Here is a 25,352-nt window from a genome sequence, read left to right as displayed (position 1 = left end):
GGTCCGGCGCCGGTTATCCACGCCGCCTGTGGGCAACTCTGTGGAAGCGCGCGGGACGGGGCGTCGGAAACGGCGTCGCCACGCCGTCGCCGGCATCATGGCGAAATCGTGACCACGCCCCGGTCGGCTCAGGCTTCGGCCGCCTCGTCCTTGAACGCCTCGATCGGGATGCACGCGCACATGACGTGCTTGTCGCCGTGCACGTTGTCCACGCGGCCCACCGGCGGCCAGTACTTCTGCTTCTTCAGCGACGGCAGCGGGAACGCGGCCAGCTCGCGCGGATAGGCGCGGGTCCACTCGCTGGCCGTCACCGCCGCGGCGGTGTGCGGCGCGTGCTTGAGCGGGTTGTCCTCGCGGTCGAGGCGACCGTCCTCGATCGCGCGGATCTCCTCGCGGATCTGGATCATCGCCTCGACGAAGCGGTCGAGCTCGGCCAGCGATTCGCTCTCGGTCGGCTCCACCATCAGCGTGCCCGCGACCGGGAAGCTCAGGGTCGGCGCATGGAAGCCGAAGTCGATCAGCCGCTTGGCCACGTCCTCGGCGCTGATGCCGGTGGCGTCCTTGAGCGGGCGCAGGTCGAGGATGCATTCGTGCGCGACCAGTCCGCTGCGGCCTGTGTAGAGCGTCGGGTAATGCGGCGCGAGGCGCTTGGCGACGTAGTTGGCGTTGAGCAGCGCGACCTGGGTGGCGCGCTTCAGGCCGGCGGCGCCCATCATCACGATGTACATCCACGAGATCGGCAGGATCGAGGCCGAGCCGAAGCGGGCGGCCGAGACCATGCCGACCGCGCCGGCCGGCCGCTCGCCCCCATCCGCCCTGCGGGCACCTTCCCCCGCGGGCGGAGGAAGGGGCGCGGAGGAGGGCAAGAAGGGTGCGAGATGCGCCTTCACCGCGCAGGGGCCGACGCCGGGGCCACCGCCGCCGTGCGGAATGCAGAAGGTCTTGTGCAGGTTGAGGTGGGACACGTCCGAGCCCCACTTGCCGGGCTTGGCGACGCCGACCAGGGCGTTCATGTTGGCGCCGTCGGTATAGACCTGGCCGCCGTGGGCGTGGACGATCTCGCAGATCTCGACCACCGCCTCCTCGAACACGCCGTGGGTGGAGGGATAGGTGATCATCAGCGCGGCCAGCCGGTCGGCGTGCTTGGCCGCCTGCGCGCGCAGGTCCTCGACATCGACGTTGCCGTCGCGGTCGCACTTCACCACCACCACGCGCATGCCGCACATCTGCGCGGAGGCGGGGTTGGTGCCGTGCGCGGATTCCGGGATCAGGCAGACGTCGCGGTGCGACTCGCCGCGCGAGGCGTGCCAGGCGCGGATCGCCAGCAGGCCGGCGAACTCGCCCTGGGCGCCGGAGTTGGGCTGCAGGCTGACCGCGTCGTAGCCGGTGCATTCGGCCAGCATCCGCTCCAGCCCGTCGATCAGCTCGCGATAGCCTTCGGTCTGGTCGGCCGGCGCCAGCGGGTGGATGTTGGCGAACTCCGGCCAGGTGATGGGGATCATCTCCGCGGTGGCGTTGAGCTTCATCGTGCACGAGCCGAGCGGGATCATGGTGCGGTCCAGCGCCAGGTCCTTGTCGGCCAGCGCGCGCATGTAGCGCAGCAGTTCGTGCTCGCTGTGGTAGGTGTTGAAGACCGGGTGCTGCAGGTAGGGGGTGCGCCGGCGCAGGGCCGCGGGCAGCGCATCCGGGGTGGCGGCGTCGAGCGCGTCGAGGTCGTCGATGGCGGCGCCGAACAGGCCCGCCAGCGCGATCACGTCGTCGCGGGTGGCGGTCTCGTCGAGGCTGATGCCCACGCTCTCGTCGTCGATCGCGCGCAGGTTGATGCCGGCCTCGCGGGCGCGGGCGTGGATCGCGCCGGCGTCGATGCCGGTCACGTGCAGGGTGTCGAAGAAGTCCTCGCCCACCGCGACGCCCGCGCCGCGCAGCGCGGCGGCCAGCAGCGCGGTCAGCCGATGGGTGCGGGCGGCGATGCGCTTCAGGCCCTCGGGGCCGTGGTAGACCGCGTACATGCCGGCCATCACCGCCAGCAGCACCTGCGCGGTGCAGATGTTGGAGGTGGCCTTCTCGCGGCGGATGTGCTGCTCGCGGGTCTGCAGGGTCAGGCGGTAGGCGGGCTGGCCCTGCGAATCCACCGACACGCCGATCAGGCGCCCGGGCATGGAGCGCTTGAACGCGTCGCGGCAGGCCAGGAAGGCCGCGTGCGGGCCGCCGAAGCCGAACGGCACGCCGAAGCGCTGCGAGTTGCCGACCACGATGTCTGCGCCCCAGGCGCCCGGCGCCTCGATCAGCGCCAGCGCGAGCAGGTCGGCCGACACCGCCAGCAGCGCGCCGCGCGCGTGCACGGCCTCGGCCAGCCCGGCGTGGTCGCGCACGCGGCCGTAGGTGTCCGGGTACTGCAGCAGCACGCCGAAGCTGTCGGCCTGCGCGGCGTCCTCGTCCGGGCCCACCTGCAGCGCGATGCCGAGGCCGGCGGCGCGCGTGCGCAGGACCTCGAGGGTCTGCGGGTGCACGCGCTCGGAGACGAAGAAGGTGTCGGACTTCGACTTCGCCGCGCGCTTGGCCAGGGTCATCGCCTCGGCCGCCGCGGTGGCCTCGTCGAGCAGCGAGGCGTTGGCGATGTCCATGCCGGTGAGGTCGGCGACCATGGTCTGGAAGTTGATCAGCGCCTCCATCCGGCCCTGCGAGATCTCGGCCTGGTAGGGGGTGTAGGCGGTGTACCAGGCCGGGTTCTCGAGGATGTTGCGCAGCACGACGTTCGGCGTGCGGGTGCCGTAGTAGCCCTGGCCGATGAAGCTGCGGAAGATCTTGTTCCTGTTCGCCAGCGCGCGGATGCGCGCCAGCGCCTCGTGCTCGTCGAGCGGCGCGGGCAGGTCGAGCGGGGCGTCGAGGCGGATGCTGGCCGGCACGATGGCGTCGGTCAGCGCGTCCAGCGAAGGCTGGCCGACCACCTCGAGCATGCGGGCGATCTCCGCCTCGTTGGGGCCGATGTGGCGGGCCAGGAACGCGTCGTGGTGCTCGAGTTCGCGCAGGGAGGGGGCGGCGTGGGGCATGGCGGCTTCCGGAAGGCGGCAGGGCGGGCGGGGGCATCGCCGTCGACCCGGACGGCCGCCGCCGCCGGCGGCGGACGGAACGCGCGTGCGGGAACGACGCGCCGGCGGGCCGGCGATCGATGCGCCCCTCTGTCCTTTTGCCTGAGAGTTTGGACGGGCGTGGCGCTGCCCCTCTTGCCCCTTCGGCGCCGGAACGAACCGGTCTCTCCAGAGTTGTGCCGACGGTGGTTTGGGAGCCTGAGCGATTACGGGCGTTGCGCCTTCGGCAGCGGGCCCCTCGCGGAGCGGCCGCTTCTCCCACCGACGGTTGCCGGGCGAGTATATCGCGGCGGGAACGGTGGGCGGTTCGCCGCGGCGGCCGTATCCTGTGCCGGATGGACAGCGCGACGCCGACCGATCCCGCCCCCGCCGCGCGGCTTGCACGATGAACCTGCAGGGGGTCTCGGTGCGGCGCATGGCGCTGCTGCTGGCCGGGCTGGCGATGTTCGGCCCGTTCTCGATCGACACGATCTTCCCCGCCTTCGCGCAGATGGGCGCCGAACTCGGCGCCGACAAGCTGGCGATGCAGCAGACCATCGCCGTGTACCTGATCGCCTACGCGCTGATGAGCATCGTCCACGGGCCGCTGTCGGACGCGCTGGGGCGGCGCCGGGTGATCCTGGCCGGGCTGGCGGTCTTCACCCTGGCCTCGGTGGGCTGCGCGCTCTCGCGGGATCTGGGCACGCTGCTGGCGTTTCGCGCGCTGCAGGGGCTGTCGGCCGGCGTCGGGCTGATCGTCGGCCGCGCGGTGATCCGCGACCTGTTCGACGGCGACGACGCGCAGCGTCTGATGAGCCAGGTGTCGATGATCTTCGGCATCGCGCCGGCGGTGGCGCCGATCATCGGCGGCTGGATCCTGGGCTGGCAGCGCTGGCCGGCGATCTTCTGGTTCCTGGTCGCGTTCTCGGTGGGGCTGTGGCTGGCGACCTGGCGCTGGCTGCCGGAGACCCACCCGCCCGATGCCCGCGCGCCGGCCTCGCCGCGGCGGCTGCTGCGCGACTACGTCGCGATCTTCCGCAATTCGCGGTTCCAGCGGCTGGCGGCCGCAGGCGCGTTCAACTTCGCCGCGCTGTTCCTGTACATCGCCTCCGCGCCGGCCTTCGTGATGGACATCCTCGCCCTGGGCGAGCGCCAGTTCGGCTGGTTCTTCGTACCGATGATCGGCGGGATGATGCTGGGGGCCTGGGTGTCCGGGCGGGCCGCCGGCCGCGTCAGCGGCGCGCGCCTGGTCAACGTCGGCTTCGCCTGCAGCGGCGTGGCGATCGCCGGCAACATCGCCTACAACCTGCTGACCGCGCAGCCGCAGGTGCCGTGGGCGGTGCTGCCGATGGCGCTCAACTCGTTCGGGATCGCGCTGGTGTTCCCGATCGTCACCCTCGCGATCCTCGACATGTACCCGCGCCAGCGCGGCGCGGCGTCGTCGCTGCAGGCCTTCACCGGGCTGGTGCTGAACGCGCTGATCGCGGGCGTCCTCTCGCCCCTGGCGAGCCGCAGCGGGATCCTGCTGGCGCTGGTCGGCGCGGGCTTCCTGCTGGTCGGCTGGGGCTTCTGGCGCTGGGAGGCGCGCCGGGACCGCACGCGCCCCCGGGCCCTGCCGGTGGCGCCGCCGATCGAGCCGGGCGAACCGCTGTGAGCCTGCGCCGCCGCGGTTGACCTCGACCGCGGTCGAGGTCGCACGCTACGGCCGTCCGGGGCGCGCGTCCCGGGTGTCCCGTCCCGCCGCAGGAGTGCCGCCATGCCGCCGTTCGTCGCCCGTGTCCTCGACAGCCCCTGGTGCTGGTTCGCCGCCAGGGCCTTGCTGGTCGTCGTCTTCGTCGCTTCCGGGCTCGCCAAGGTGGTGGATTTCGCCGGCGGGATGGACGAGATGCGTGCGGCGGGGCTCCGCCCGGCGTGGCTGTTCAACGCCGCCGTGGCGGCGACGCTGCTGGGCGGCTCGGTGCTGGTGCTGCTGGACCGCTGGCTCTGGGTCGGTGCGGCCGCGCTCTGCGTCTTCCTGGCGCTGACCATCGCGGTGGTGCATCGCTTCTGGACGCTGCCGGAGCCGCAGGCGACGCTGTCGATGCATTTCGCCCTGGAGCATCTGTCGGTGATGGGCGGGCTGCTCGCGGCCGCTGTCGCCGGCCGCGCGCTGCAGCGGGCGCCCGGCCGCGGCCGGGACTGAACCGGGGCCGCCGCGGGGTCAGGGCCGGCCGGCGGCGTCGGCCGCGGCATCGCTCCAGCCGCAGGCCTGGCCCTCGTTCTGCGCCTTCAGCCAGCCCTGCAGCGGGGCGAAGTACTCCAGCACCGCGCCGGCGTCCATCTGCCGGCTGCCGGTCATCTCTTCCAGGGTGTCCTGCCAGGGCTGGCTGGCGCCGCGGCCGAGCATGGCCCAGAACTTCCGGCCGGCCTCCTCGCTGCCGTAGAAGCTGCACGCGTACAGCGGGCCGTCGTGGCCGGCGGCCTCGCACAGCGCCTTGTAGAACTGGAACTGCAGGATGTGGGCGAGGAAGTAGCGGGTGTAGGGCGTGTTGCCCGGCACGTGGTACTTCGCGCCCGGGTCGAAGTGCTCCTCGCCGCGCGGGCTCGCCGGGGCCACGCCCTGGTAGCGCGCCTTCAGCGCCCACCAGCTGGCGTTGTAGTCCGCCGGCGCGATCGAGCCGTCGAACACGCCCCAGCGCCAGCGGTCGATCATCAGCCCGAACGGCAGGAACGCCACCTTCGCCAGCGCCATGCGCATCTGCGAGTTGATCAGCGCGTCCTGGCCCTGCCGCGGCGCGTCCACCAGGCCGATGGAGGCGAGGTAGCTCGGCGTCATCGACAGCACGATGGTGTCGCCGATGGCCTCGTGGAAACCGTCGTGCGCGCCTTCCTGGAACAGCGGCGGCAGTGCCTTCTGCGCCAGGTAGTAGTAGATGTGGCCGAGCTCGTGGTAGACGGTGGTGAAGTCCTCCTCGTTGGGACGGATGCACATCTTGATGCGCACGTCGTCGGCCAGGTCCATCGGCCAGGCGCTGGCGTGGCAGACCACGTCGCGGTCGCGCGGCTTGATCAGCTGGCTCTTGCGCCAGAACGCGTCGGGCAGCTGCGGCATCCCCAGCGAGGTGTAGAAGTCCTCCGCGCGACGGGTCATGGTGGCCGCCATCGCCTGCTGCGCGATGCGCTCCTCCTCGGCCAGGCGCGACGGCTCGGGAAGGGTGTCGAGCGCTTCCAGGCGGCGCTCGTAGGTGCGGCGCGCCTGGCGCTGCAGGGCGGCGGTGACGTCCAGGCTGCCGGCGTTGGGGTAGGGCGCCAGGATGTCCCAGAGATTGCTCCAGTCCTGCTGCCACATGTTGCCCATCAGGTGCGCGGGCAGCAGGCCGTCCACCGAGCCGCGGCCGGGGTAGCGGGCTTCCAGGCGGGTGCGGGCGTAGCAGTGCAGCTGCTCGTACAGCGGCTTGACCTGGCCCCACAGGCGGTCGGTCTCGGCGGCCAGCTCCACCGGCGACATGTCGTAGCCGGAGCGCCACATCTCGCCGGCATCGGCGAAGCCCATGTCGCGCGCGCCCTCGTTGACCAGCTCGACGAAGCGCGAATAGTCCTGCCGCATCGGCCCGGCGACGCCGTGCCAGCCCTGCCACGCGTCGAGCTGTTCGTCGTAGTCGCGGCTCGTGCGCAGCACGTCCTCCAGTTCGCCGAGCTGGCGGCAACGGCGTGCCGGACCCTCGCCGGTGCAGGCGCTGCCGGCGCCGTACATGCCTTCCAGGCGCGTGGCGATGCGGGTCAGCTCGGCCAGCTTCTGCGCATCGCGCGGCGCCGGCATGGCGGTCTTGAGCTTGAGCAGGTGGATCGCGCGCGCGGTCTCGGGCGACATCTCGCGGCCCTCGAAGCGGCGCGCCTGCTCGATCCAGCCGTTGAGCCGGGTCAGCCAGCGCTCGTTGGCCTTGGCCGCGAGCAACTGGCTGTCGTCGCCGATGTAGGTCGACGACAGCCATTGCGCGGCGGTGACCTCGGGATAGAGTTCGCGGTATTCCTCGTTGACGCGGGCGATGAACTGGTCGGCGGTCTCGTCCTTCGGGATCTCGGGGCCGGCCGAGGGCGACGGCTCGCGCTTGCAGGCCGACAGCGCCAGGCAGGCGCCGGCGAGCAGGACGAGGGCAGGACGAAGGTTCACGGGACACCCGCAGCGCGACGGAAAGGCGGCAGGCTAGTGTCCCGCCTGCGCGCCCGCAAGTGGCGCGTGCTCGCGGATGCGGCGGCGCAGGCGCTCGGCGCGGCGCGCGATCTTGCGCCGCGCCAGGCGCCGCGACCAGCGCGAGAACGGCACGATTTCCTTGTTCTCGAGCACCGATTTCACGTCGATGCAGACCAGTTCCACGCGGCCGGCGCGCTCCACCGCCACCAGGTTGCCGCTGTTGAGGTCGAACAGCGGCACCGCCGCTTCGTGCAGCCAGGCCTCGAAGCGCGAGACCGCCGCGCACAGCGCCTCGGCGCCGTAGCGGCCGCGCGCGGCGCCGAACAGGCAGGCGTAGACGCTCGGCGCGGGCGCTTGGTCGGCGCCGGTCACCAGTTCGCAGCGCAGGGCGGGCCCGTGCGGGGTGTCGACCAGGCCGACGCAGCGGGCCACGCGCGCGTGCAGGGCGTCGCCCAGGCGCGCGTGCAGGCGGCGCCAGGCGCGCAGTTCCAGCCGGTTGCCGCCGCGCCAGGGCGCCAGCCGCGCCAGCAGCGCGCGCAGCCGGTGGCGCAGGGACCTGCGCGCGGCCGGGTCGGGCGGCAGCGGGTACTTCAGGCAGTGGCCGGGCAGCTCGGGATCGATCACGCAGACCCGGTTGGCGCCGCGGGCGACCACGCGCAGGCCGCGCCAGTGCGCGCTGCCGGCGTCGGGCTCAGCCATCGGGCAGCAGGCCGCGCGCGGCCAGCCAGGCGCGCGCCTCGGCCGCGTCGCGCTCGAACCACGCGCGCGCCGAGCCCAGGCGGAAGCTGTAGCCCCAGGCGTCCATGTCGGCCATCAGGCGATCGCGGCCCACGCCGGGCAGGGCGTCGGCGAGCAGGATCTGCAGGTAGCAGGTGGCGTCCTCCTCCTCGACCGAGTCGGTGGCGTCGGTATGCACCGCGGCGCGCCGCTCGGGCGGCAGCACGATCAGGTGGCAGGCCTCGTGCAGCAGCGAGTGCACGGGCGTGTCGGCGCGCGCGTAGACCTCGTGGCCGATCACCCCGGCCTCGGGCTCGCCCCAGTAGCTTCCCGGGATCGGCGCGCCGTCGGGCACGGCATGCAGGGTCAGGCCGTAGCGGGCCAGCAGGCCGGCGGCGGCCGCGAACGGCAGCTGCCCCAGCCGCAGCATCGCGTCCTCGCCGGGCGTCGCCGCGGAAGGCGGCTGCGCACCGGGGACGGCCTGCGGGGCGGCGGTGTCGTGCGTCATGGGAAGTGCGGCGCGGACGCCGCCAAGCGCCTCGCGCAGCGCGTCAGGGGGACGTGGGGCGCTCGTCGGGCAGCGCCACGGAGATGTCGAGCACATCGTGGTCGCCGTCCTTGGCCAGATCGACCTTGACCGCGTCGGCGTCGATGCTGACGTACTTGCGGATCACCTCCAGCAGCTCGCGTTGCAGCAGCGGCAGGTAGTCGGGCGCGCCGCGGCCGCTGCGCTCCTGCGCGACGATGATGCGCAGGCGCTCCTTGGCGATATGGGCGGTGTTCTTCTTGGTCTTCAGGAAATCGAGCAGCCCCATCGTCAACCCCCGAACAACTTGCTGAAGAAGCCCTTCTTCTCGGCCTGGGTGAAGCGCATCGGGCGCTCCTCCCCGAGCAGCCGGGCGACCGCGTCGTCGTAGGCCTGGCCGGCGCTGGATTCCATGTCCAGGATCACCGGCTCGCCCTTGTTGGAGGCGTTGAGCACGTCGGGCGATTCGGGAATCACGCCGATGGTCTTGAGCCCCAGGACCTCCTCGACGTCGCCGATGGAGAGCATCTCGCCGGTTTCCACGCGCGCGGGGCTGTAGCGGGTCAGCAGGAGGAACTCGCCGACCCGCTCGCCGGTCTCGGCGCGGCGGGTCTTGGACTGCAGCAGGCCGATGATGCGGTCGGAGTCGCGCACCGAGGACACCTCGGGATTGACCACCACCACCGCCGTGTCGGCGAAATACATGGCCAGGAACGCGCCCTTCTCGATGCCGGCGGGCGAATCGCAGACGATGTACTCGAAGCCCTCGTCGGCCAGTTCCTTCAGCACGCGCTCCACGCCTTCCTTGGTCAGCGCGTCCTTGTCGCGCGTCTGCGAGGCGGCCAGCACGTGCAGGCTGTCGAAGCGCTTGTCCTTGATCAGCGCCTGCTTCAGCGTCGCCTCGCCGTTGACGACGTTGACGAAGTCGTACACCACGCGGCGCTCGCAGCCCATGATCAGGTCGAGGTTGCGCAGGCCCACGTCGAAGTCGATCACCGCGACCTTCTTGCCGCGCCGGGCGAGACCGCTGGCGAGGCTGGCGCTGGTGGTGGTCTTGCCGACACCGCCCTTGCCCGAGGTGACTACGATGATTTCGGCCAATGTTGTTCTCCTGGAGATGCAGCGCGCGGGGCGGCTGCGAGTTCGGACGGGCGAGCGGCGCGCTTCCCGCGGGTGGGGGGACGTTACGGCATTAGCGTAATCGCTGCCACGCGCGCGGAAAACCGCGGGCGCGGCCGTTCAGGGGCGGTCCTAGTCGAGCGCGGCGATGCGCAGTTCCTCGCCTTCCAGCCAGACCTGCACCGCCTTGCCGTGCAGGGCCTTGGGAATTTCCTCGAGGACCTTGTAGTGGCCGGCCACGGCGACCAGCTCGGCCTGGAAGCCGCGGCAGAAGATGCGCGCCCGGGCGTTGCCGCGGGCGCCGGCCAGGGCGCGGCCGCGCAGCGGGCCGTAGATGTGGATCGAGCCGTCGGCGATCACCTCGGCGCCGGCGCCGACCGCGCCGAGCACGGTCAGGTCGCGGTGCTCGGCGTAGATCTGCTGGCCCGAGCGCACCGGCACCGACTGCATCAGGCCGGGCTCCGCGGCGGCCGGCGGCGCGGGCGGCGGGGCGGGGGCCGGCTCGGGCGCGGGTTCGGGCGCGGCGGCGGCCGGCGGCGGCGTTTCCGCGCCGCCGTCGCCGCGCTCGTACTGGGCGCGGAACTTCGACAGCAGCGGCAGCCCCAGCGCCTCGGCCAGGCGGGCGTTGTCCGCGCTGCCCCAGGCCAGCGCCACCGGCAGCACGCCGGCCTCGCGCAGGGCGGCGATCAGCGCCTGCGCCTGCGCGGGCTCCGGGGTGGCGGGCAGGCCGCCGAAGTCGATGACCACCGCGGCGCGGGCGAACAGGTTCGGCGCGCGGGCGACGCGGTCGCGCATCTCCGCGGCCAGGCGGTCCGGGTCGAGCCGGCGCACGCGCAGGTTGGCGATGCCGACCTGGCCGAACTTCAGCTCGCCGGCGGGCTCGAAATCGAGGTGGGTCGCGGCCATGGTCAGACGCCTCCCGCGGACAGGCGGGCGGCGGCGGCCTGGGCGCGCGGCCGGTGCAGCCAGGGCACGTCGGGCAGCTCGCCCCGGTAGCGCTCGCGCACCCATTCGTAGCTGCACAGCGGCTTGAGCAGCATCGAGGCGCGCACGCCGGTCTCGGGCATCACGTGCTGGCCGACTTCCAGGAAACCGAAGGCGCCGTGGAACAGCCGCGCCGGATCGCTGTCGTGCTCGATGAAGACCTCGCTGACCAGCGCCGGGTAGCGCACCTCGGCGTAGCTCTGCACGTCGGCGTAGAAGGCGCGGCCCACGCCGCCGCCGCGGCGGCGGCTGGCGACCACGATGCGGTCGATGTAGAAGAACGCCTCGTGGCGCTCGGCGAACCAGCGGAAGTTGCTGCTGTCGTGGCCGCTGCCGGAGCCGAAGCCGACCAGGAAGCCGGCCAGGTTGCCGTCGCGCTCGGCGACGCGGAAGTACTCGGCGGTATCGTGGAAGCGGCGCAGGCGGGCCGCGTCGAGCGCCAGGATGGACGGGCCCGCGGCGTTGTTCAGGGCGAGGATGGAATCCAGCTCGTGCTCGCGCACGTCGCGGATGACGATCGACATTACGGACTTCCTCGAAAGCGAAAACCCGCCCGCGCATGCGCGGCGGGCAGCGCCGGGATTATCGCATGGCCGGCGCGGCGCGCAGGCCCGGCCCGGTGCGCATGACTTCCGGCCGGCACGCGGCAGGGGGAATCGGCCTACCATCGGCGGCGATGATCCGCGGCCTCAACCACAACCGCCTGCTGCGCTACGCCGGCCTGTTCACCTGGGGCGTGATCGGCCTGCCGCTGCTGGCGCTCACCCTGGACCAGGCGCACCTGGCGGCGCCGGAGAGCGCGCAGGGCGCGCTGTTCGACGGCGTGCTCAGGACGTGGCTGGCCTGGGGCGTGTTCGGGCTGTGCTACGCCTGGCTCACCCGCGGCCTGGGCGAGCGCCGGATCGGCGCGCTGGACCACATGCTGGTCGTGCTGCTGGCCGGCGGCGCGATCGCGATCAGCTACTACAGCCAGAGCGGGCTGGGCAGCATCCTGCTGATGGTGGTGGCCTGCGTCCTGCCCTGGCTGATGCCGGTGGGCCTGGGCATCGCCCTGCTGGTGGTGTGCGAGTTCGTCATCGTGCCGGTCTACCTGCGCGGCCTGGACTTCTCGTGGCTGGAGGCGGTGCTGCAGGCCAGCCTGTACGTGGGCTTCACCGGGTTCGCCTTCGTGACCGGGCTGGTGGCGCGCCAGCAGGCGCAGGCCCGGGACGAGCAGCGCCGGCTCAATTCGGAACTGCGCGCCACCCGCGCGCTGCTGGCCGAGAGCGTGCGCGTCAACGAGCGCACCCGCATCTCGCGCGAGCTGCACGACCTGCTGGGCCACCACCTGACCGCGCTCAGCCTGAACCTGGAGGTCGCCAACCACCTGACCGAGGGGGTGGCGCAGGAGCACGTGCACCAGGCCCACACCCTGGCCAAGCTGCTGCTCAGCGACGTGCGCGAGGCCGTCAGCCGGCTGCGCGAGGACGACGCCATCGACCTGGGCGCCACCCTGCGGCCGCTGGCGGAGAACGTGCCGGCGCTGAGGATCGCGATGGAGATGCCCGAGCCGTTCCTGCTCGACGATGCCGAGCGCGCCCACGTGCTGCTGCGCTGCACGCAGGAGATCGTCACCAACGCCGTGCGCCACGCCCAGGCGGAACACCTGTGGCTGCGCTACAGTCTGGACGCCGACGGGGTCCGCCTCGACGCCCGCGACGACGGCCGCGGCGCCGAGATCGCCACCATCGGCAACGGCCTGCGCGGCATGCGCGAGCGGCTGGAGGCCTATGGCGGCACGGTGCAGATCGAGACCGCGCCCGGCCGCGGTTTCCGGTTGCGCCTGCACCTGCCGCTGTCGGCGCCGGCCGAGCGGGTGGCCCGCGCCGCGCGCGGCGCGCGGGTGCCCGCGCGCGCGCCGGTGCCGCGATGAATGCGCCGCCGGCGCCACGATACCCGGGAGAAGAAGGCATGATCCGCGTCTGTCTGGTCGACGACCAAACCCTGGTGCGCCAGGGCATCCGCTCCCTGCTGGCGCTCGACGGCGGCATCGAGGTGATCGCCGAGGCCGGCGACGGCCGGCAGGCGGTGGAGCTGATCCCCCAGGTCGCGCCGGACGTGGTGCTGATGGACATGCGCATGCCGGCGATGTCCGGCCTGGAGGCCCTGCAGACGCTGTCGCGGCAGGGCCAGCTGCCGCCGACCATCATCCTGACCACCTTCGACGACGACCAGCTGGTGCTGGCCGGGCTGAAGGCCGGCGCCAAGGGCTACCTGCTCAAGGACGTCTCCCTGGAGCAGCTGGTCGGCGCGATCCGCACCGTGGCCGGCGGCGGCTCGCTGGTGCAGCCGGCGATGACCCAGCGGCTGCTGTCGGGGCTGGAGCACATGCGCAACGAGTTCGTCAGCCTGGACCGGCCCGACCCGCTGACCGACCGCGAGACCGAGATCCTGCGGCTGATGGCCGGCGGCTTCTCCAACAAGGAGATCGCCAACTCGCTGGGCGTGGCCGAGGGCACGATCAAGAACCACGTGTCCAACATCCTCTCCAAGCTCGGCGTGCGCGACCGTACCCGCGCCGTGCTCAAGGCCTTCGAGCTCAAGCTGGTCTGAGCGGGGGCGCGGACGGGGCCGGGGGGCCGGCCCGGGCGCCGCCGCCGGTGCGATGGCGCGTTCGCGGCTGTCGCCGGCCGGGTCGCATCTTGCTACGATTCAGGGTCTGCGCCCCGGCACTGCCGGTTCCGGTCCTGGAGAACCCTGAATGACCCGTCTGCTCGAGCTCCTGATTTCCGTTGCGATCGTCGCCGTGCTGTTCCTGGTGATCGGCGTGATCCTTCCGTCCAGCCGGACGCTGGAGGAGAAAGTCGAGACCAATCGCCGCCAGACGATCGTGTTCGATACGCTCAACAGTTTCCGCCGTCTGGACGACTGGCATCCCATGGCGGTCCAGGACCCGCGCATCCAGATCCGCCTGTCGGGCCCGGAGTCCGGCGTCGGCGCGACGATGGAGTACGAGTCGCAGGTCAACGCGATCGGCTCGGGCAAGTGGGAGATCGTCGAGTCCGAGCCGCGCACCCGGGTCGTCTACGCGATCGAGAACGACCAGCGCGGCACCAACAAGCGCACCGAGTTCGTGCTGCGCCCGACCGGCCGCAGCGGCCGCAACATCGAGATCACCCAGACCTACCACGTCGACTACGGCTGGAACCTGCTCGGCCGCTACGCCGGCCTGTACGTGGCCCGCAACGTCGGCGACAGCATGGAGCTCGGCCTGAAGCGGCTGACCAACATGCTGGCCTCGGTGCCCAACGTCGACTACGCGGTCGAGGGCAGCAAGCTCACCGGCCTGACCGTGGAGGAGCTGCCCGCGGAGAACCTGCTGGTGGTCAAGGCCGGCGCGATCGAGCGCAGCAACGACGCGATCATGACCTCCATGAAGGACAACATGGAGTGGATCAACCGCACCCTCGCCGCCAACAAGCTGGAAGCGGCCGGTCCGATGCGCATCATCACCTCGGAACTGGGGCGCGAGACCTACACCTTCGACATCGCGCTGCCGGTGCGGCCGGCCGGCGGCGGCGAGGCCGCCGAGGGCGAGGCGCCCGCGCCGTCCGCGGTGGCCGATGCCGGCGAGCTGACCGGCCTGGAGCTGCTGGGCCCGGTGGAGTACGTGCGCAGCGAGCCGGTGCGCGTGGCGAAGGCCGAGTACACCGGCTTCATGGCCGAGCTCGACAACGTCCGCAACGCCCTGCGCGCCTGGGCGGTGACCCAGGGCCACGAGGTGGTCGGGCGCCCGTTCGAGAACTACGAGAACGGCATCGACGCGGCGTTCACCGCCGACGGCGAGTACGAGGTGTTCTGGACCCTCAAGCAGTAACGGGGTCCCGTCCCGCACCCGCGAACCCGCACACGCCGCGCCCACAGCGCGGCGTGTGCGTTTTGAAGGAGCGTTCCCGCATGATCCTCGAATCGTCACGACGCCCGGCGCGCGCGCCGCTGGCCGCGATCGGCGCGCTGTGCGCGGGCCTGGGGGTGGCGCTGTCGGCCTACGCCGCGCACGGCGCCACCGGCGAGGTGCAGGCGCGGCTGCAGCTGGCCGCGCTGTTCGCCTTCGGCCACGGCCTGGCGCTGGCCGCCCTCGGCGCCCAGCGCCGCCGTGCGCTGGCGCAGGCCGCGCTGCTGGCGCTGCTGCTCGGCATGCTGGTGTTCGCCGGCAGCTTGGCCGGCGCCGCGCTGGCCGGCTGGCCGACCCGGGCCGCGCCGTTCGGCGGCGGGCTGATGATGCTGGGCTGGCTGCTGCTGGCGCTGGATTTCCTGCGCCGCTGAGGCCCGCCCTTCCGAGGCCCGACGCCATGCCCAGACACCCGCGCGGATTCGATACCCAGGCCGCCTACGACTGGCTGTCGCGGCGCGACCGCCGCCTGGCGGCGTGGATGCGCCGCATCGGCCCGATCCCGCCGAACCCGCAGTGGAAGCGCAGTTTCGATCCGGTCGATGCGCTGGCGCGCTCGATCCTGTTCCAGCAGCTGTCGGGCAAGGCCGCCGCGACCATCGTCGGCCGCGTGGAGGCCGCGATCGGCAGCCGCCGCCTGCACGCCGACACCCTGGGCCGCGTGGACGACGCCGCGCTGCGCGCCTGCGGCGTTTCCGGCAACAAGGTCCTGGCCCTGCGCGACCTCGCCGCGCGCGAGATTCGCGGCGAGATCCCGAGCCTGCGGCGGATGGCCACGATGGACCACGAGGCGATCGTCGCCGCCCTGGTGCCGATCCGCGGCATCGGCCGCTGGACGGTGGAGATGATGCTGATGTTCCGCCTCGGCCGGCCCGACCTGCTGCCGGTGGACGATCTGGGCGTGCGCAAGGGCGCGCAGCGGGTCGACCGCCTGGAGACGCTGCCGACGCCGCGCGAGCTGGCCGAGCGCGGCGAGCGCTGGGGACCGTACCGCACCTACGCGGGCTTCTACCTGTGGCGGGTGGCGGACTTCGCCGCGCAGGCGAAGGCGCCGACCCCGCGCTCGCAGGAGTAGCGCCGCCGCGCGGCAGGGTCCGTCGGAGGATGCGGCCCGGTCCGGGCTGCCGGCACCGGGCCGGCGGGCGCGGCGGCGTCGCTACGCGGCCGCGCCGTCGTGGCGCCAGTGCCAGGGCTCGTAGACGATGCCGTGCGGGTTGTCCGCCGGGTAGCTCATGACGAAGCCGTGGCCGGCGGCGCGCTCGCGCAGCCAGGCGAAGGCGGCGGTGCGCTCGAAGCTCGCCTCGGCGGGCGGTTCGCCGGGCGCGCCGATGTCCAGCGCCCGCCCGCTGTGGTGCTCGCTGAAGCCCGGCGCGGCGTTGACCGCCAGGATCGCCTCCACCGACAGCCCGCGCGCGCGCTTGCGCTCGAAGATGCCCAGTTGGTAATCGTGGCTGCGGTAGCCGGAGATCGCATCGAGCGCGATGCCGTCGGCGCGCGCGGCGGCCCGCAGCCGGTGCCAGGCGCGCGCGGTGTCGGCCTGGAGCCACAGCGGGCGGCGGTAGCGGTCGTGCCCGGCGAAGGCGAGCCAGGCAGGCTCCGGCACCAGCGCCAGGCCGGTGCGCTGCGCATAGTCCTCGGCCCGCAGGCCCAGCGCCTGCAGTCGCGCCTCGATCCGGTGCAGCGGCAGCGGCGCGGCCGGCGCGAGGCCCTGGCCGCCGGTGCGCGGCGCGCGGTCGAGCGCGTCGAGCGCGGCCTCGGCGTCGATGCCGGCGGTCCAGCGCGGCAGCAGCGGCACCAGGCCGCGGTCCTGCGCCGCCGCCAGGTAGCGGCCGTCGCGCTTGCGGCGCAGCAGCCAGCGCGCCTGCGCCAGCGCGCGCGCATCGCGGTTGCCGCGCGCGCGCAGCAGGTCGGCGGGCCACAGCTCGACGTCGGGCGTGTTGATCAGCAGGCGGGGCGGGCAGCGCATGCGCGGCGGAGGATGCGGGAGACGGCGCCAGTCTAGCGACGTCCCGCGGCCGGCGGCCGCGGCGGGCTCGCATGGATCCAGGCGGCCACGTCGTCGAGCAGGCCGGCATCGACGCGGCCCGGCGTCTGGTAGTCCGCCAGCGAGCCGGGGCCGACCCCGGCGATGCCGAGGTGGCTCAGCGCCGGATAGCGTTTCAGCATGACGCCCGGCGTATCGCCCAGCGCGGACCGCCAGCCCTGCCAGTCCGCGTCCGCGACCTGGATGTCGCGGCCGCCGTGCAGCACCAGCAGCGGGAGGCCGAGCGCGCGCGCCTGCGCCGCGGGGTCGATCCCATCGACGCTGCGCCAGTAGGCGTCCGGCAGGCCCAGCACGCGCTCGCCCGCGGCGGTCGCCTCGCCGGCGCGCAGCCGGGCAATGCCCTTGCGCAGCGTTTCGATCCCGTCCGGGGGCGCGCGCGGCGGCAGCCCGCCCAGCGTCGGTGCGCGCTGCACCTGCTCCAGCAGCACGTCGAGCAGGCGCCGAGACGGCGCCGCGAACAGGATCGCGCCGGCGGCGTCGGCGCGCTGCGCGATGCGCGGGCCGAGCAGGCCGCCCAGGCTGTGGCCGAACACGAACACCCGCGCCGGGTCGATGCCGGGCTGGGCCCGCAGCACGGCGACCGCGGCGACCGCATCGTCGGTGGTCTCGTCGTCCACGGTCCAGTCCTCGCCCTGGAAGGCCTGCGGATGCGCCAGGCTGCGCTTGTCGTAGCGCAGCACCGCCACGCCGCGCGCGGCCAGCCCGTAGGCGATGTCGCGCAACGGCGCGTTGGGACCGATGGTCTGGTCGCGATCCTGCGGGCCCGAGCCGTGCACCAGGACCACCGCCGGCACCGGGCCGGCACCCGCGGGCGTATCGGCAGGGGCGGGCGCCGGCAGCGTCAGCGTGCCGGGCAGGGCGAAGGCGCCGACGCTCAACGCGCGCTCGCTCGCACCGGGCGGCAGCGCGGCGGGCGCCGGGGCGGCCGGGCGCGGGACCAGGCGCAGGCCGGCGATGCGGTCCTGCGCGTCGAGCGCGAACACGGCATCCACCGTGCCGCGCGCGTAGCGCAAGGGCACCGTCACCACGCGGTACTCGTCGCGGCGCGCCAGCGCCGGCGCCTCGCGGCCCGTGGCCTCGCCGAGTTGCTGCGGCAGCGCGGTCCAGGCCGCTTCCAGCGCCGCGGCGTCGATCGCCGCGGCGGCGTCCGGGGCCAGGTCCGCGACGACGGCGTCGAAGTCGCCGGCATCGAGGCGGTCGAGCGCGCGCACGGCGATCGCGATTGCCTGGTCGTGCTGCTCGGCGGTCCCGGCATGCGCCGCCGCCGCGGGCCCATCGGCCGGCCGCTCGCGTGCGCAGGCGACGGCCAGCGCGATCGCCAGGGCGGCGATGGCCGCGCACAGCACGCGCCGGTTCACCTCACAAGCCCTTCTTCAGGAACAGCCGCACCGCATCCAGGCTGCTGTTCTGGGTCACCGCGACCAGCTCCCAGCCCTGGGCGCCGAGCTTGTCCAGCGCCTCCTGCAGCCGCCGGGTCAGCTTGCCGCCGAACAGGCTGGCCGGTACCTCCACCACCTTGTGCTGAAAGCGTTCGCTCACGACGGATCCTCCGACATGGAAAGAGAAAAGGGGGGGGCGGCGTGCGATCGCGGGCTCACGAGGCGCGCCCGTCGCCCGCGCGGGCGCGCCCTTCGCGCGGCAGCCGGCCGGCCTGGCGCAGCGCTTCGCGCAGGACATACTCGATCTGCGCGTTGACGCTGCGCAGGTCGTCGTCGGCCCAGCGCTGCATCGCCTCCAGCACCTCGGCGCCGATCCGCAGCGGGTAGCTCTTCTTCGCGCTCATGGCCGCCGGCGCCGGCGCAGCGCGTCCACGAGCACCAGCAACCCGAGGCCGTTCACCGCCAGCGCCATGCCCAGGGCGACGGCGAGCGTGCGCGCGCGGTCGCCGTCGGCCCAGGCCAGCCCGGCGCCGCCGGCCAGCATCGCCAGCCCCGCCAGGCGCAGCAGCGTCGCCAACCGCCGCCGTTCGCGGGCGAATCCGTGGGCGAGGACGAACGCCGGCAGGCTGCTGGCGGCGATCACCACGGCGGGAAGCAGGCCCTCGCGCACGATCAGTACAGCGTTCCGGCGTTGACCACCGGCTGCGTGCCGCGATCGCCGCACAGCACCACCAGCAGGTTGCTGACCATGGCCGCCTTGCGCTCCTCGTCGAGCTCGACCACGCCGCTCTTCTGCAGCTCCGACAGCGCCATCTCGACCATGCCGCAGGCGCCGGCGACGATCCGCGCGCGCGCGGCCACCACCGCGTTGGCCTGCTGCCGCTGCAGCATCGCCTGGGCGATCTCCGGCGCGTAGGCGAGGTGGCTGATGCGCGCGTCCAGCACGTCCACGCCGGCCGAGGTCAGGCGCTCGTCGAGATGCTCCTTGAGGCGATCGGAGATCTCCGTCGGGTGGCTGCGCAGCGAGACCTGGCCCTCCTCGTGCTGGTCGTAGGGATAGCTGGTGGCCATCGCGCGCAGCGCCGCCTCGGACTGGATGTGCACGAAGCTCTCGTAGTCGTCGACGTTGAACACCGCTTCCGCCGAATCGACCACCTTCCACACGATCACCGCCGCGATCTCGATCGGGCTGCCGTCGAGCTCGTTGACCTTCAGCCGCCCGCTTTCGAAGTTGCGCACGCGCAAGGACACCTTGCGCTTGCTGTAGAAGGGGTTGTTCCAGCGCAGGCCGTTGTCGTGGACGGTGCCGACGTAGCGGCCGAACAGGCTCAGCACCGCCGACTGGTTCGGCTCGACCATGTACAGCCCGGCCAGGCAGAACGCCGCCAGCGCCGCGACCGGGACGGCGACCAGCAGACGCCCGGGGGAGGCCCCGGCGGTCAGGACGGTGGCGACGCCGTAGCCGGCCGCCAGCAGCACTGCGATCAGGACCAGCGTCACCGGGATGCCCGGCAGCGAGCGGACGGGGTTTTCCTTCATGGGGGGTCTCCGCGGACCCGGCGATCGGGTCGTCGAGAGATTGATATCGGAATGATATCAATGTGTCAAGCGGCGGGCGGGCGCGGCCGGGCCGGGCGCCTACAATGGCCGTCCCTTTCGCGCAAGGAATTCCCGATGGTCCGCCTCGGCACGCCGCTGTCCCCGTCCGCCACCCGCGTCCTGCTGCTCGGCTCGGGCGAGCTCGGCAAGGAGGTGGCGATCGAGCTGCAGCGGTTCGGGGCCGAGGTGATCGCCGCCGACCGCTATGCCGACGCGCCGGCGATGCAGGTCGCCCACCGTAGCCACGTGCTGGACATGCTCGACGGCGCCGCGATCCGCGCGCTGGTGGCGCACGAGCGCCCGCACCTGATCGTCCCGGAGATCGAGGCCATCCACACGCCGACCCTGGTCGCGCTGGAGCGCGAGTTCGCCGAGGCCGGCACCGCGACGCGGGTGATCCCCACCGCGCGCGCGGCGCGCCTGACCATGGACCGCGAGGGCATCCGCCGGCTGGCCGCCGAGACCCTGGGCCTGCCGACCTCGCCGTACCGCTTCGTGGACTCGCTGGAGGACTACCGCGCCGCGGTGGCGGAGATCGGGCTGCCCTGCGTGGTCAAGCCGGTGATGTCGTCTTCCGGCAAGGGGCAGTCGCTGGTGCGCGAGGCGGCGCAGGTCGACGGTGCCTGGGATCACGCGCAGACCGGCGGTCGCGCCGGCGCCGGTCGCGTCATCGTGGAAGGCTTCGTCGATTTCGACTACGAGATCACCCTGCTCACCGTGCGCCACGCCGGCGGTACCGCGTTCTGCGCGCCGATCGGCCACCTGCAGCGCGACGGCGACTACCGCGAGAGCTGGCAGCCGCAGCCGATGTCGCCGCTGGCCCTGGCGCGTTCGCAAGAGATCGCGCGCGCCATCACCGACGACCTGGGCGGCTGGGGCGTGTTCGGCGTGGAGCTGTTCGTCAAGGGCGACGAGGTGTGGTTCTCGGAAGTGTCGCCGCGCCCGCACGACACCGGCCTGGTGACCCTGGCCTCGCAGGAGCTGAGCGAGTTCGCGCTGCACGCGCGCGCGATCCTCGGCCTGCCGGTGCCCGCCGATGCCGACGGCACGGTCCCGCTGCTGGGGCCCGCGGCCTCCTGCGCGCTGCTGGCGCAGGGGCACGGCGTGCCGGCGTTCGCCAACGTCGAGGCCGCGCTGCGCGCCCCGGGCACGGCGCTGCGGCTGTTCGGCAAGCCGCGCGTGGAAGGCCAGCGCCGCGTGGGCGTGACGCTGGCGCGCGCGCAGGACGTCGAGGCGGCGCGGGCGACCGCGCGCGAGGCCGCGGTGGCGCTGGACGTCGCGCTGGAGTGACGCGCCGCGCGCGGCGTCAGACGATCGGCGCGGCGAAGCGGTTGCCGGCCAGGCGGATGCTCCAGGCCAGTTCCACCATCGCCAGGTTGTTGAGCAGCGGCTCGCCGCCGATCGCCAGCCAGTAGCCGGCGCCCTCGACCCAGAACGGCACGAACGACCAGTCCGGCAGCAGCAGCTGCGGGTCGCTGAAGAACGACACGCAGCGGCCGGCGCCGTCCCAGCCGCGCCGCGCCTGCCGCGCGGCGTAGTCGGAGAAATCGGCGGCGGCGGCGCTCAGGGCGTCGGCTTCTTCCTGCGATACGCCGGCGTGGCCCAGGCTGAAGCCGCTCTCCGAGGCCAGCACCGCGCGGCGCTCGCCCGACAGCGGCGCGATGACGTGCTGGGCGAAATCGTCCAGCCGCACCTCCGGCCCCGGCTGCGGCCGGTGCAGGACCTGCACCCAGTGCCGGCGCGCGGCCGCCTCCAGCAGGGCTTCGGCCTCCACGCCGTCGCAGCGCGCGCGCCAGCTTGCGGCGTCTTGCGCCTGCGGCGCGGCCAGCAGCGCCTGCAGCGCGCGCCGCTCCGGGTCCGGCTCGCGGCGCGAGAACGCATGCAGCACGCCGGACGGCGTGAGCATCAGCCAGGGACCGCCGGCGGCACCGTTCATGGGCTCGTCTCGTCGAAGGAAGGGATCCGTGCGGCCTGCGCGCCGGCGTCGGGCGCGCGCGCGCCGTCGGGCAGGCATTGCTGCAGCCAGGCCTCGGCGCGGCGCCAGTCCGCGCCCAGCCAGACCTCGCGCCGGCGCAGCTCGCGCGCGGCGAGCATGAAGGCCAGCTTGTCCTGGCAGGAGACGCAGTGGTCGAGAAAGGCCCGCTCGACGCGGTTGGCCTCGACCGGGGCGCCGTCGCACAGCGCGGCGACCACGTCGTCGGCGAGCCGGCGCGAGGCGTCGGGGCTGCCGCGGCGCACCCGCGCCGGCACCTCGGCCGAGGGCTGCACCAGCACCGACCAGCGCGTGGCCAGCGGATGCACCCGCGGCAGCGGGTGGCCGTGGGCGTGGCGCTCGAAGGCGTCGGCCACGTGCGGGCCGAGCCGCGGCGCGGCCAGCCGCAGCGCGGCCTGGCGCACGCCGGTGGCGGCCGCGGGCAGGCCGGCGAACAGGTCGGCGAGCGCGCCCTGCACCGGTTCGGCGCCGTCCATCGCCAGTGCGGCGTCGAGCCGGGCCAGGTGCGTGGCCGCCGCCTCCGGGCGCTCGCGCAGCCGCCGCGCGCAGTCGCGGTAGCTGCGCCGGGCCTCCAGGTCGGCCGCCGCGCTCATTCGAGCAGGGTGTCCATCAGGTCGACCATGAACTCGGCATCCTCGCGCGAGACCGCTTCGAAGCCGCCGGGCAGGCCGACCGCGTCGAGCACGTCGCGGCTGGCGAGGTCCTTGCCCAGGCCGAGCAGCGCCGGCATCAGCGCGCGCGCCTGCTCCTCGGCGCGCGGATGGGCGAGCAGCATGTGGGCGATGTCGCGCAGCGCGCTTTCCACCAGTACCCGCAGGCCGGCGCGGGTGGGGCGGGCGAGCGCATGGAAGGCGTCGGCGGAAAAGAACGCCGCGTCCACGCGCCCCTGCAGCAGCAGCCGCGCCGCGGCCTGGACGCTGTCGACCCGTTGCCAGTGCACGTCGCGCTCGCCGAGGTCGGCCGGCTCGATCAGGCGCAGGCCGATCAGGCGCACGTCGCGCTGCTCGGTCAGCGCGATCGCGCAGCCGGGGCGCAGGTCTTCGACCCGTTCCAGGCTGGACTGGGCGGAGGCGGCGATCACCATCTCGTCGGCGCGGTGCGCCGGCCGCGCCAGCGGCACGTAGCCGGCCTCGCGGACCAGCGTCGCGGCGTCGAACGGGCTGGCGTAGATCAGGTCGATGCGTCCCTCGTCCATGTACCGCGCCTGCTCGGCGGCGTCGGCGGGCAGCAGCAGGTGGATGCGCTGCCCGCTGCGCCGCTGCAGCAGGGTGTTGAGCAGGTGCCAGCCGGAGAACTGCTGCGGCGAGAAATCCGGCGCGACCAGGAAGTTCAGGCTCATGCCGGCGCCCCCGCGGCCGGCCGCCCTTCCTCGGCGAGCCACTGCGCGTACACCGGCAGCAGTTCCTCGATCCGGCGCCGGGAAGGTTTGCGCCGCACCGAGGTATAGCCGACCACCTCGCCGCCGCGCACGTTCGGGATCGCGGTGGCGTAGACCCAGTAGCAGTGGCCGTCCTTGCGCAGGTTCTTGACGTAGCCGTTCCACTTGCGCCCGGCCATCACCGTCTTCCACAGGTCGGCGAAGGCCGCGCGCGGCATCTCGGGGTGGCGCAGGATGTAGTGCGGCGCGCCGATCAGCTCCTCGCGGCCGTAGCCGCTCAGCTCGACGAAGGCGTCGTTGGCGTGGGTGATGTAGCCGTCGAGGTCGGTGCGCGAGACGATCAGGCGGCCGTCCGGGTAGGGCACCTCGCGCTCGGTCCAGCGCACGATGCGGCTGTTGCCGTCGTAGTAGGTCATGCGCACGGACCGGAACGGGGCGGCGGGCTCGGGCATGTCGTCGAGCAGCATGGCGGCGGCCTCAGACGTGCTGCGCGAGCGCGCGGGCGGCGCGCTTGATGTCGAGGAAGATCAGGCCGAGCTTGGCGTTGGGCCGGGCGAGCACGGTCAGCACCGCCTCGCTGCCGGCGGAGGTCATGATCACGCAGCCCTGCTCGCCCTGGATCAGCACCCGCTCCAGGGTGCCGCGGGCCAGCTCGCGCGCGATCCGCTCGCCCAGCGACAGCATCGCCGCCGACATCGCGCCGACCCGGTCCTCGTCCATGGTCTGCGGCATCGCCGAGGCCATCATCAGCCCGTCGACCGAGATCAGCGCGGACGCCTCGATGTCCGCGGTGGAGCCGTTGAGGTCTTCCAGCGCCTGCTGGAACGCTTCGGTACGCATCGCCTGGCCCGCAAGGAGGATGCGGCGATCCTAGGGGCGGGCCCGGGCGCCCGAAATGATCTCGATCAATGCGCGTGCGCGCGTCGGACGGCGGTCCGGGGCCGCCGGCGGGCGGATCGTCTCGACGCGACCACGCCGTCGCCGGCACACTGCGCGGCATGTCCCCGTCCGACGCCCTTCGCGCCCACCGCCCGATGCTGTGGCTGGTGGCCGTGGCGGTGTTCATGCAGATGCTGGACACCACCATCGTCAATACCGCGTTGCCGGCGATGGCCCGCAGCCTCGACCAGTCGCCGCTGCGGATGCAGGCGGTGGTGGTCGCCTATGCGCTGACGGTGGCCATGCTGATTCCGGCCTCGGGCTGGCTGGCCGACCGCTTCGGCACCCGCCGGGTGTTCTTCGCCGCGGTGGTGCTGTTCACCGCCGGCTCGCTGGCCTGCGCGCTGTCGCAGAGCCTGCAGGCGCTGGCGGCCTCGCGGGTGCTGCAGGGAGTGGGCGGCGCGATGCTGCTGCCGGTCGGGCGGCTGGCGGTGCTGCGTTCGGTGCCGCGCCAGGACTTCCTGGCCGCGATGACCTTCGTCACCGTGCCGGGGCTGATCGGGCCGCTGATCGGGCCGTCGCTCGGCGGCTGGCTGGTCGAGGCCGCCTCCTGGCACTGGATCTTCCTCATCAACCTGCCGCTGGGCCTGCTCGGCGCGGTCGCGGCGATGCGCTGGATGCCGGACCTGCGGGTGCCGGTGTCGCGCTTCGATCTGGCGGGCTACGGCCTGCTCGCGTTCGGCATGGTGGCGGTGTCGCTGTCGGTGGACGCGCTGTCCGACCACGTGGCCCGCAAGGCGGCGGTCCTGGTGCTGCTGGTGTTCGGGCTGGCCGCGCTGGTCGCCTACTGGCTGCACGCCGCGCGCGCGCCGGCGCCGATCTTCCCGCCGTCGCTGTTTCGTGTGCGCACCTTCGGCATCGGCGTGCTCGGCAACCTGTTCGCCCGCCTGGGCAGCGGCGGCATGCCCTACCTGATCCCGCTGCTGCTGCAGGTGGCGCTGGGCATCCCGCCGGCGCAGGCCGGCATGATGATGATCCCGGTCGCGGTGGCCGGCATGTTCTCCAAGCGCATCGTGGTGCCGCTGGTGCGCCGCTACGGCTACCGCCGCGTGCTGGTGGTCAACACCGTGCTGACCGGCCTGGCGATGGCCAGCTTCGCGCTGATCGGCCCGGGGCAGCCGCTGTGGCTGCACGTGATCCAGTTCGCCTGCTTCGGCGCGGTCAACTCGCTGCAGTTCACCGCCATGAACACCCTGACCCTGCGCGACCTGGACGGCGAGCACGCCAGCGCCGGCAACAGCCTGCTGTCGATGGTGATGATGCTGTCGATGAGCCTGGGCGTGGCCACCGCCGGCGGCCTGCTCGCGGCCTTCGGCGAGGACGGCGGCGGCGCGGGCGCGCCGGTGCTGTCGGCGTTCCGCTGGACCTTCGTGTGCATCGGCGCGCTGACCCTGTCCTCGGCCGCGATCTTCGCCCAGCTCGGCCGGACCCGCCGCATCCCGGACAACGTGGTCAAGCCGGCCGACCAGGGCTGACCCGCGCCGCCCGTCGGGCGCGATGGCGG

At 73.3% G+C, this 25,352-nt stretch carries 28 protein-coding genes and 1 riboswitch; of the genes, 9 read left to right on the top strand and 19 right to left on the bottom strand.

Annotated features, from left to right (window positions below):
• Nucleotides 1–128: 128 nt before the first annotated feature.
• Nucleotides 129–3,050 carry an aminomethyl-transferring glycine dehydrogenase gene (gene gcvP / locus Z164_RS0112675; protein ID WP_024891061.1) on the bottom strand — a complete coding sequence of 974 codons (2,922 nt, stop codon included), beginning with the start codon at nucleotides 3,048–3,050 and terminating at the stop codon, nucleotides 129–131.
• Between the two features lie 119 nt (nucleotides 3,051–3,169).
• A riboswitch (glycine riboswitch) is annotated at nucleotides 3,170–3,271 on the bottom strand.
• Between the two features lie 203 nt (nucleotides 3,272–3,474).
• Here gcvP and Z164_RS0112670 point away from each other — a divergent pair.
• Both Z164_RS0112670 and Z164_RS0112665 read left to right on the top strand, forming a co-directional pair.
• Nucleotides 3,475–4,722, top strand: coding sequence for a Bcr/CflA family efflux MFS transporter (locus tag Z164_RS0112670; RefSeq protein WP_024891060.1), 1,248 nt, complete (start codon nucleotides 3,475–3,477; stop codon nucleotides 4,720–4,722).
• Nucleotides 4,723–4,824: 102 nt separating this feature from the next.
• The gene (locus Z164_RS0112665; protein ID WP_024891059.1) at nucleotides 4,825–5,250 is read left to right on the top strand and encodes a DoxX family protein; all 426 of its coding nucleotides are present in this window, start codon (nucleotides 4,825–4,827) and stop codon (nucleotides 5,248–5,250) included.
• An 18-nt stretch (nucleotides 5,251–5,268) separates the two neighbouring features.
• Here Z164_RS0112665 and Z164_RS0112660 read toward each other — a convergent pair whose 3' ends face one another.
• From Z164_RS0112660 to Z164_RS0112630, 7 genes are all read right to left on the bottom strand, one after another.
• Complete coding sequence (locus Z164_RS0112660; RefSeq protein ID WP_024891058.1) at nucleotides 5,269–7,218, bottom strand: M2 family metallopeptidase; 1,950 nt, start codon at nucleotides 7,216–7,218, stop codon at nucleotides 5,269–5,271.
• A 33-nt stretch (nucleotides 7,219–7,251) separates the two neighbouring features.
• Entirely contained in the window at nucleotides 7,252–7,938 is a 687-nt protein-coding gene (locus Z164_RS0112655) for a YrbL family protein (protein ID WP_024891057.1), read from the bottom strand.
• Nucleotides 7,931–8,386 carry a hypothetical protein gene (locus tag Z164_RS0112650; protein ID WP_043690055.1) on the bottom strand — a complete coding sequence of 152 codons (456 nt, stop codon included), beginning with the start codon at nucleotides 8,384–8,386 and terminating at the stop codon, nucleotides 7,931–7,933. The genes Z164_RS0112655 and Z164_RS0112650 overlap by 8 nt, the downstream gene beginning before the upstream one ends.
• Nucleotides 8,387–8,507: 121 nt before the next feature.
• Nucleotides 8,508–8,771: a cell division topological specificity factor MinE gene (gene minE, locus Z164_RS0112645; RefSeq protein ID WP_024891055.1), complete on the bottom strand. Its 264-nt coding sequence runs from the start codon at nucleotides 8,769–8,771 to the stop codon at nucleotides 8,508–8,510.
• 2 nt (nucleotides 8,772–8,773) lie between these two features.
• Nucleotides 8,774–9,583, bottom strand: a complete 810-nt coding sequence (gene minD, locus Z164_RS0112640) for a septum site-determining protein MinD (protein WP_024891054.1) — start codon at nucleotides 9,581–9,583, stop codon at nucleotides 8,774–8,776.
• Nucleotides 9,584–9,733: 150 nt separating this feature from the next.
• Nucleotides 9,734–10,507 (bottom strand): septum site-determining protein MinC, encoded by a 774-nt coding sequence (minC, locus tag Z164_RS0112635; protein ID WP_024891053.1) that lies wholly within the window; start codon nucleotides 10,505–10,507, stop codon nucleotides 9,734–9,736.
• A 2-nt stretch (nucleotides 10,508–10,509) separates the two neighbouring features.
• The gene (locus tag Z164_RS0112630) at nucleotides 10,510–11,109 is read right to left on the bottom strand and encodes a GNAT family N-acetyltransferase (protein WP_024891052.1); all 600 of its coding nucleotides are present in this window, start codon (nucleotides 11,107–11,109) and stop codon (nucleotides 10,510–10,512) included.
• A gap of 152 nt (nucleotides 11,110–11,261) precedes the next feature.
• On the opposite strand from Z164_RS0112630, the gene Z164_RS0112625 reads away from it, so the two are divergent.
• From Z164_RS0112625 to Z164_RS0112605, 5 genes are all read left to right on the top strand, one after another.
• Nucleotides 11,262–12,497, top strand: a complete 1,236-nt coding sequence (locus tag Z164_RS0112625) for a sensor histidine kinase (protein WP_024891051.1) — start codon at nucleotides 11,262–11,264, stop codon at nucleotides 12,495–12,497.
• A 38-nt stretch (nucleotides 12,498–12,535) separates the two neighbouring features.
• Complete coding sequence (locus tag Z164_RS0112620) at nucleotides 12,536–13,177, top strand: response regulator (protein WP_024891050.1); 642 nt, start codon at nucleotides 12,536–12,538, stop codon at nucleotides 13,175–13,177.
• Between the two features lie 148 nt (nucleotides 13,178–13,325).
• On the top strand, nucleotides 13,326–14,441 hold the full coding sequence (locus Z164_RS0112615) for a polyketide cyclase (protein WP_024891049.1): 1,116 nt from the start codon (nucleotides 13,326–13,328) through the stop codon (nucleotides 14,439–14,441).
• Nucleotides 14,442–14,521: 80 nt separating this feature from the next.
• Entirely contained in the window at nucleotides 14,522–14,890 is a 369-nt protein-coding gene (locus Z164_RS0112610; RefSeq protein WP_043690018.1) for a DUF423 domain-containing protein, read from the top strand.
• Nucleotides 14,891–14,916: 26 nt separating this feature from the next.
• On the top strand, nucleotides 14,917–15,591 hold the full coding sequence (locus Z164_RS0112605; RefSeq protein WP_024891047.1) for a DNA-3-methyladenine glycosylase family protein: 675 nt from the start codon (nucleotides 14,917–14,919) through the stop codon (nucleotides 15,589–15,591).
• Between the two features lie 81 nt (nucleotides 15,592–15,672).
• Here the strand turns inward: Z164_RS0112605 and Z164_RS0112600 are convergent, their stop codons facing one another.
• Genes Z164_RS0112600 through Z164_RS0112575 form a run of 6 tightly spaced genes read right to left on the bottom strand, consistent with a single transcriptional unit; the run spans nucleotide 15,673 to nucleotide 19,478 of the window.
• The gene (locus tag Z164_RS0112600) at nucleotides 15,673–16,482 is read right to left on the bottom strand and encodes a M15 family metallopeptidase (RefSeq protein ID WP_024891046.1); all 810 of its coding nucleotides are present in this window, start codon (nucleotides 16,480–16,482) and stop codon (nucleotides 15,673–15,675) included.
• Nucleotides 16,483–16,514: 32 nt separating this feature from the next.
• Nucleotides 16,515–17,918: an alpha/beta hydrolase gene (locus tag Z164_RS0112595; protein WP_024891045.1), complete on the bottom strand. Its 1,404-nt coding sequence runs from the start codon at nucleotides 17,916–17,918 to the stop codon at nucleotides 16,515–16,517.
• 1 nt (nucleotide 17,919) lies between these two features.
• Nucleotides 17,920–18,099, bottom strand: a complete 180-nt coding sequence (locus Z164_RS22815; RefSeq protein ID WP_024891044.1) for a DUF4177 domain-containing protein — start codon at nucleotides 18,097–18,099, stop codon at nucleotides 17,920–17,922.
• A 55-nt stretch (nucleotides 18,100–18,154) separates the two neighbouring features.
• A complete protein-coding gene (locus Z164_RS0112585) occupies nucleotides 18,155–18,343 on the bottom strand; it encodes a type II toxin-antitoxin system antitoxin (protein ID WP_024891043.1) in 189 nt (62 codons plus the stop codon).
• Nucleotides 18,340–18,609: a hypothetical protein gene (locus tag Z164_RS0112580; RefSeq protein WP_024891042.1), complete on the bottom strand. Its 270-nt coding sequence runs from the start codon at nucleotides 18,607–18,609 to the stop codon at nucleotides 18,340–18,342. The genes Z164_RS0112585 and Z164_RS0112580 overlap by 4 nt, the downstream gene beginning before the upstream one ends.
• A 2-nt stretch (nucleotides 18,610–18,611) precedes the next feature.
• Nucleotides 18,612–19,478 (bottom strand): SPFH domain-containing protein, encoded by an 867-nt coding sequence (locus tag Z164_RS0112575; protein ID WP_024891041.1) that lies wholly within the window; start codon nucleotides 19,476–19,478, stop codon nucleotides 18,612–18,614.
• A 135-nt stretch (nucleotides 19,479–19,613) separates the two neighbouring features.
• Here Z164_RS0112575 and purT point away from each other — a divergent pair, with 135 nt between their 5' ends.
• Nucleotides 19,614–20,828 (top strand): formate-dependent phosphoribosylglycinamide formyltransferase, encoded by a 1,215-nt coding sequence (gene purT, locus Z164_RS0112570; RefSeq protein WP_024891040.1) that lies wholly within the window; start codon nucleotides 19,614–19,616, stop codon nucleotides 20,826–20,828.
• A 16-nt stretch (nucleotides 20,829–20,844) separates the two neighbouring features.
• Here purT and Z164_RS0112565 read toward each other — a convergent pair whose 3' ends face one another.
• Genes Z164_RS0112565 through Z164_RS0112545 form a run of 5 tightly spaced genes read right to left on the bottom strand, consistent with a single transcriptional unit; the run spans nucleotide 20,845 to nucleotide 23,749 of the window.
• A complete protein-coding gene (locus tag Z164_RS0112565; RefSeq protein WP_024891039.1) occupies nucleotides 20,845–21,474 on the bottom strand; it encodes a hypothetical protein in 630 nt (209 codons plus the stop codon).
• Nucleotides 21,471–22,124: a hypothetical protein gene (locus Z164_RS0112560; protein WP_024891038.1), complete on the bottom strand. Its 654-nt coding sequence runs from the start codon at nucleotides 22,122–22,124 to the stop codon at nucleotides 21,471–21,473. The genes Z164_RS0112565 and Z164_RS0112560 overlap by 4 nt, the downstream gene beginning before the upstream one ends.
• Nucleotides 22,121–22,870: a PhnD/SsuA/transferrin family substrate-binding protein gene (locus Z164_RS0112555; RefSeq protein ID WP_024891037.1), complete on the bottom strand. Its 750-nt coding sequence runs from the start codon at nucleotides 22,868–22,870 to the stop codon at nucleotides 22,121–22,123. The genes Z164_RS0112560 and Z164_RS0112555 overlap by 4 nt, the downstream gene beginning before the upstream one ends.
• Nucleotides 22,867–23,376, bottom strand: a complete 510-nt coding sequence (locus Z164_RS0112550; RefSeq protein ID WP_024891036.1) for a PAS domain-containing protein — start codon at nucleotides 23,374–23,376, stop codon at nucleotides 22,867–22,869. Before Z164_RS0112550 ends, Z164_RS0112555 begins: the two co-directional genes overlap by 4 nt.
• 10 nt (nucleotides 23,377–23,386) lie before the next feature.
• Nucleotides 23,387–23,749: a roadblock/LC7 domain-containing protein gene (locus Z164_RS0112545; RefSeq protein ID WP_024891035.1), complete on the bottom strand. Its 363-nt coding sequence runs from the start codon at nucleotides 23,747–23,749 to the stop codon at nucleotides 23,387–23,389.
• Between the two features lie 158 nt (nucleotides 23,750–23,907).
• Here Z164_RS0112545 and mdtD point away from each other — a divergent pair, with 158 nt between their 5' ends.
• Nucleotides 23,908–25,323, top strand: coding sequence for a multidrug transporter subunit MdtD (mdtD, locus tag Z164_RS0112540; RefSeq protein WP_024891034.1), 1,416 nt, complete (start codon nucleotides 23,908–23,910; stop codon nucleotides 25,321–25,323).
• The last annotated feature ends 29 nt before the right edge of the window (nucleotides 25,324–25,352 follow it).

It is taken from the genome of Luteimonas huabeiensis HB2 (assembly GCF_000559025.1).
Classification (GTDB): domain Bacteria; phylum Pseudomonadota; class Gammaproteobacteria; order Xanthomonadales; family Xanthomonadaceae; genus Luteimonas; species Luteimonas huabeiensis.
Note: the sequence above shows the minus strand (reverse complement) of the source record. Positions and strands in the feature narration are given on the sequence as shown.

Excerpts from the sequence above, each read along its gene's own strand:
- gcvP (WP_024891061.1), bottom strand. The coding sequence starts at position 3,050 with ATGCCCCACGCCGCCCCCTCCCTGCGCGAACTCGAGCACCACGACGCG.
- Z164_RS0112550 (WP_024891036.1), bottom strand. The coding sequence starts at position 23,376 with ATGCTGCTCGACGACATGCCCGAGCCCGCCGCCCCGTTCCGGTCCGTG.
- Z164_RS0112620 (WP_024891050.1), top strand. The coding sequence starts at position 12,536 with ATGATCCGCGTCTGTCTGGTCGACGACCAAACCCTGGTGCGCCAGGGC.
- Z164_RS0112545 (WP_024891035.1), bottom strand. The coding sequence starts at position 23,749 with ATGCGTACCGAAGCGTTCCAGCAGGCGCTGGAAGACCTCAACGGCTCC.
- Z164_RS0112670 (WP_024891060.1), top strand. The coding sequence starts at position 3,475 with ATGAACCTGCAGGGGGTCTCGGTGCGGCGCATGGCGCTGCTGCTGGCC.
- Z164_RS0112625 (WP_024891051.1), top strand. The coding sequence starts at position 11,262 with ATGATCCGCGGCCTCAACCACAACCGCCTGCTGCGCTACGCCGGCCTG.
- Z164_RS0112600 (WP_024891046.1), bottom strand. The coding sequence starts at position 16,482 with ATGCGCTGCCCGCCCCGCCTGCTGATCAACACGCCCGACGTCGAGCTG.
- Z164_RS0112565 (WP_024891039.1), bottom strand. The coding sequence starts at position 21,474 with ATGAACGGTGCCGCCGGCGGTCCCTGGCTGATGCTCACGCCGTCCGGC.
- purT (WP_024891040.1), top strand. The coding sequence starts at position 19,614 with ATGGTCCGCCTCGGCACGCCGCTGTCCCCGTCCGCCACCCGCGTCCTG.
- Z164_RS0112575 (WP_024891041.1), bottom strand. The coding sequence starts at position 19,478 with ATGAAGGAAAACCCCGTCCGCTCGCTGCCGGGCATCCCGGTGACGCTG.
- Z164_RS0112655 (WP_024891057.1), bottom strand. The coding sequence starts at position 7,938 with ATGGCTGAGCCCGACGCCGGCAGCGCGCACTGGCGCGGCCTGCGCGTG.
- Z164_RS0112605 (WP_024891047.1), top strand. The coding sequence starts at position 14,917 with ATGCCCAGACACCCGCGCGGATTCGATACCCAGGCCGCCTACGACTGG.
- Z164_RS0112585 (WP_024891043.1), bottom strand. The coding sequence starts at position 18,343 with ATGAGCGCGAAGAAGAGCTACCCGCTGCGGATCGGCGCCGAGGTGCTG.
- Z164_RS0112610 (WP_043690018.1), top strand. The coding sequence starts at position 14,522 with ATGATCCTCGAATCGTCACGACGCCCGGCGCGCGCGCCGCTGGCCGCG.
- Z164_RS0112630 (WP_024891052.1), bottom strand. The coding sequence starts at position 11,109 with ATGTCGATCGTCATCCGCGACGTGCGCGAGCACGAGCTGGATTCCATC.
- Z164_RS0112665 (WP_024891059.1), top strand. The coding sequence starts at position 4,825 with ATGCCGCCGTTCGTCGCCCGTGTCCTCGACAGCCCCTGGTGCTGGTTC.
- minC (WP_024891053.1), bottom strand. The coding sequence starts at position 10,507 with ATGGCCGCGACCCACCTCGATTTCGAGCCCGCCGGCGAGCTGAAGTTC.
- Z164_RS0112560 (WP_024891038.1), bottom strand. The coding sequence starts at position 22,124 with ATGAGCGCGGCGGCCGACCTGGAGGCCCGGCGCAGCTACCGCGACTGC.
- Z164_RS0112615 (WP_024891049.1), top strand. The coding sequence starts at position 13,326 with ATGACCCGTCTGCTCGAGCTCCTGATTTCCGTTGCGATCGTCGCCGTG.
- Z164_RS0112650 (WP_043690055.1), bottom strand. The coding sequence starts at position 8,386 with ATGCTGCGGCTGGGGCAGCTGCCGTTCGCGGCCGCCGCCGGCCTGCTG.
- mdtD (WP_024891034.1), top strand. The coding sequence starts at position 23,908 with ATGTCCCCGTCCGACGCCCTTCGCGCCCACCGCCCGATGCTGTGGCTG.
- Z164_RS0112555 (WP_024891037.1), bottom strand. The coding sequence starts at position 22,870 with ATGAGCCTGAACTTCCTGGTCGCGCCGGATTTCTCGCCGCAGCAGTTC.
- minE (WP_024891055.1), bottom strand. The coding sequence starts at position 8,771 with ATGGGGCTGCTCGATTTCCTGAAGACCAAGAAGAACACCGCCCATATC.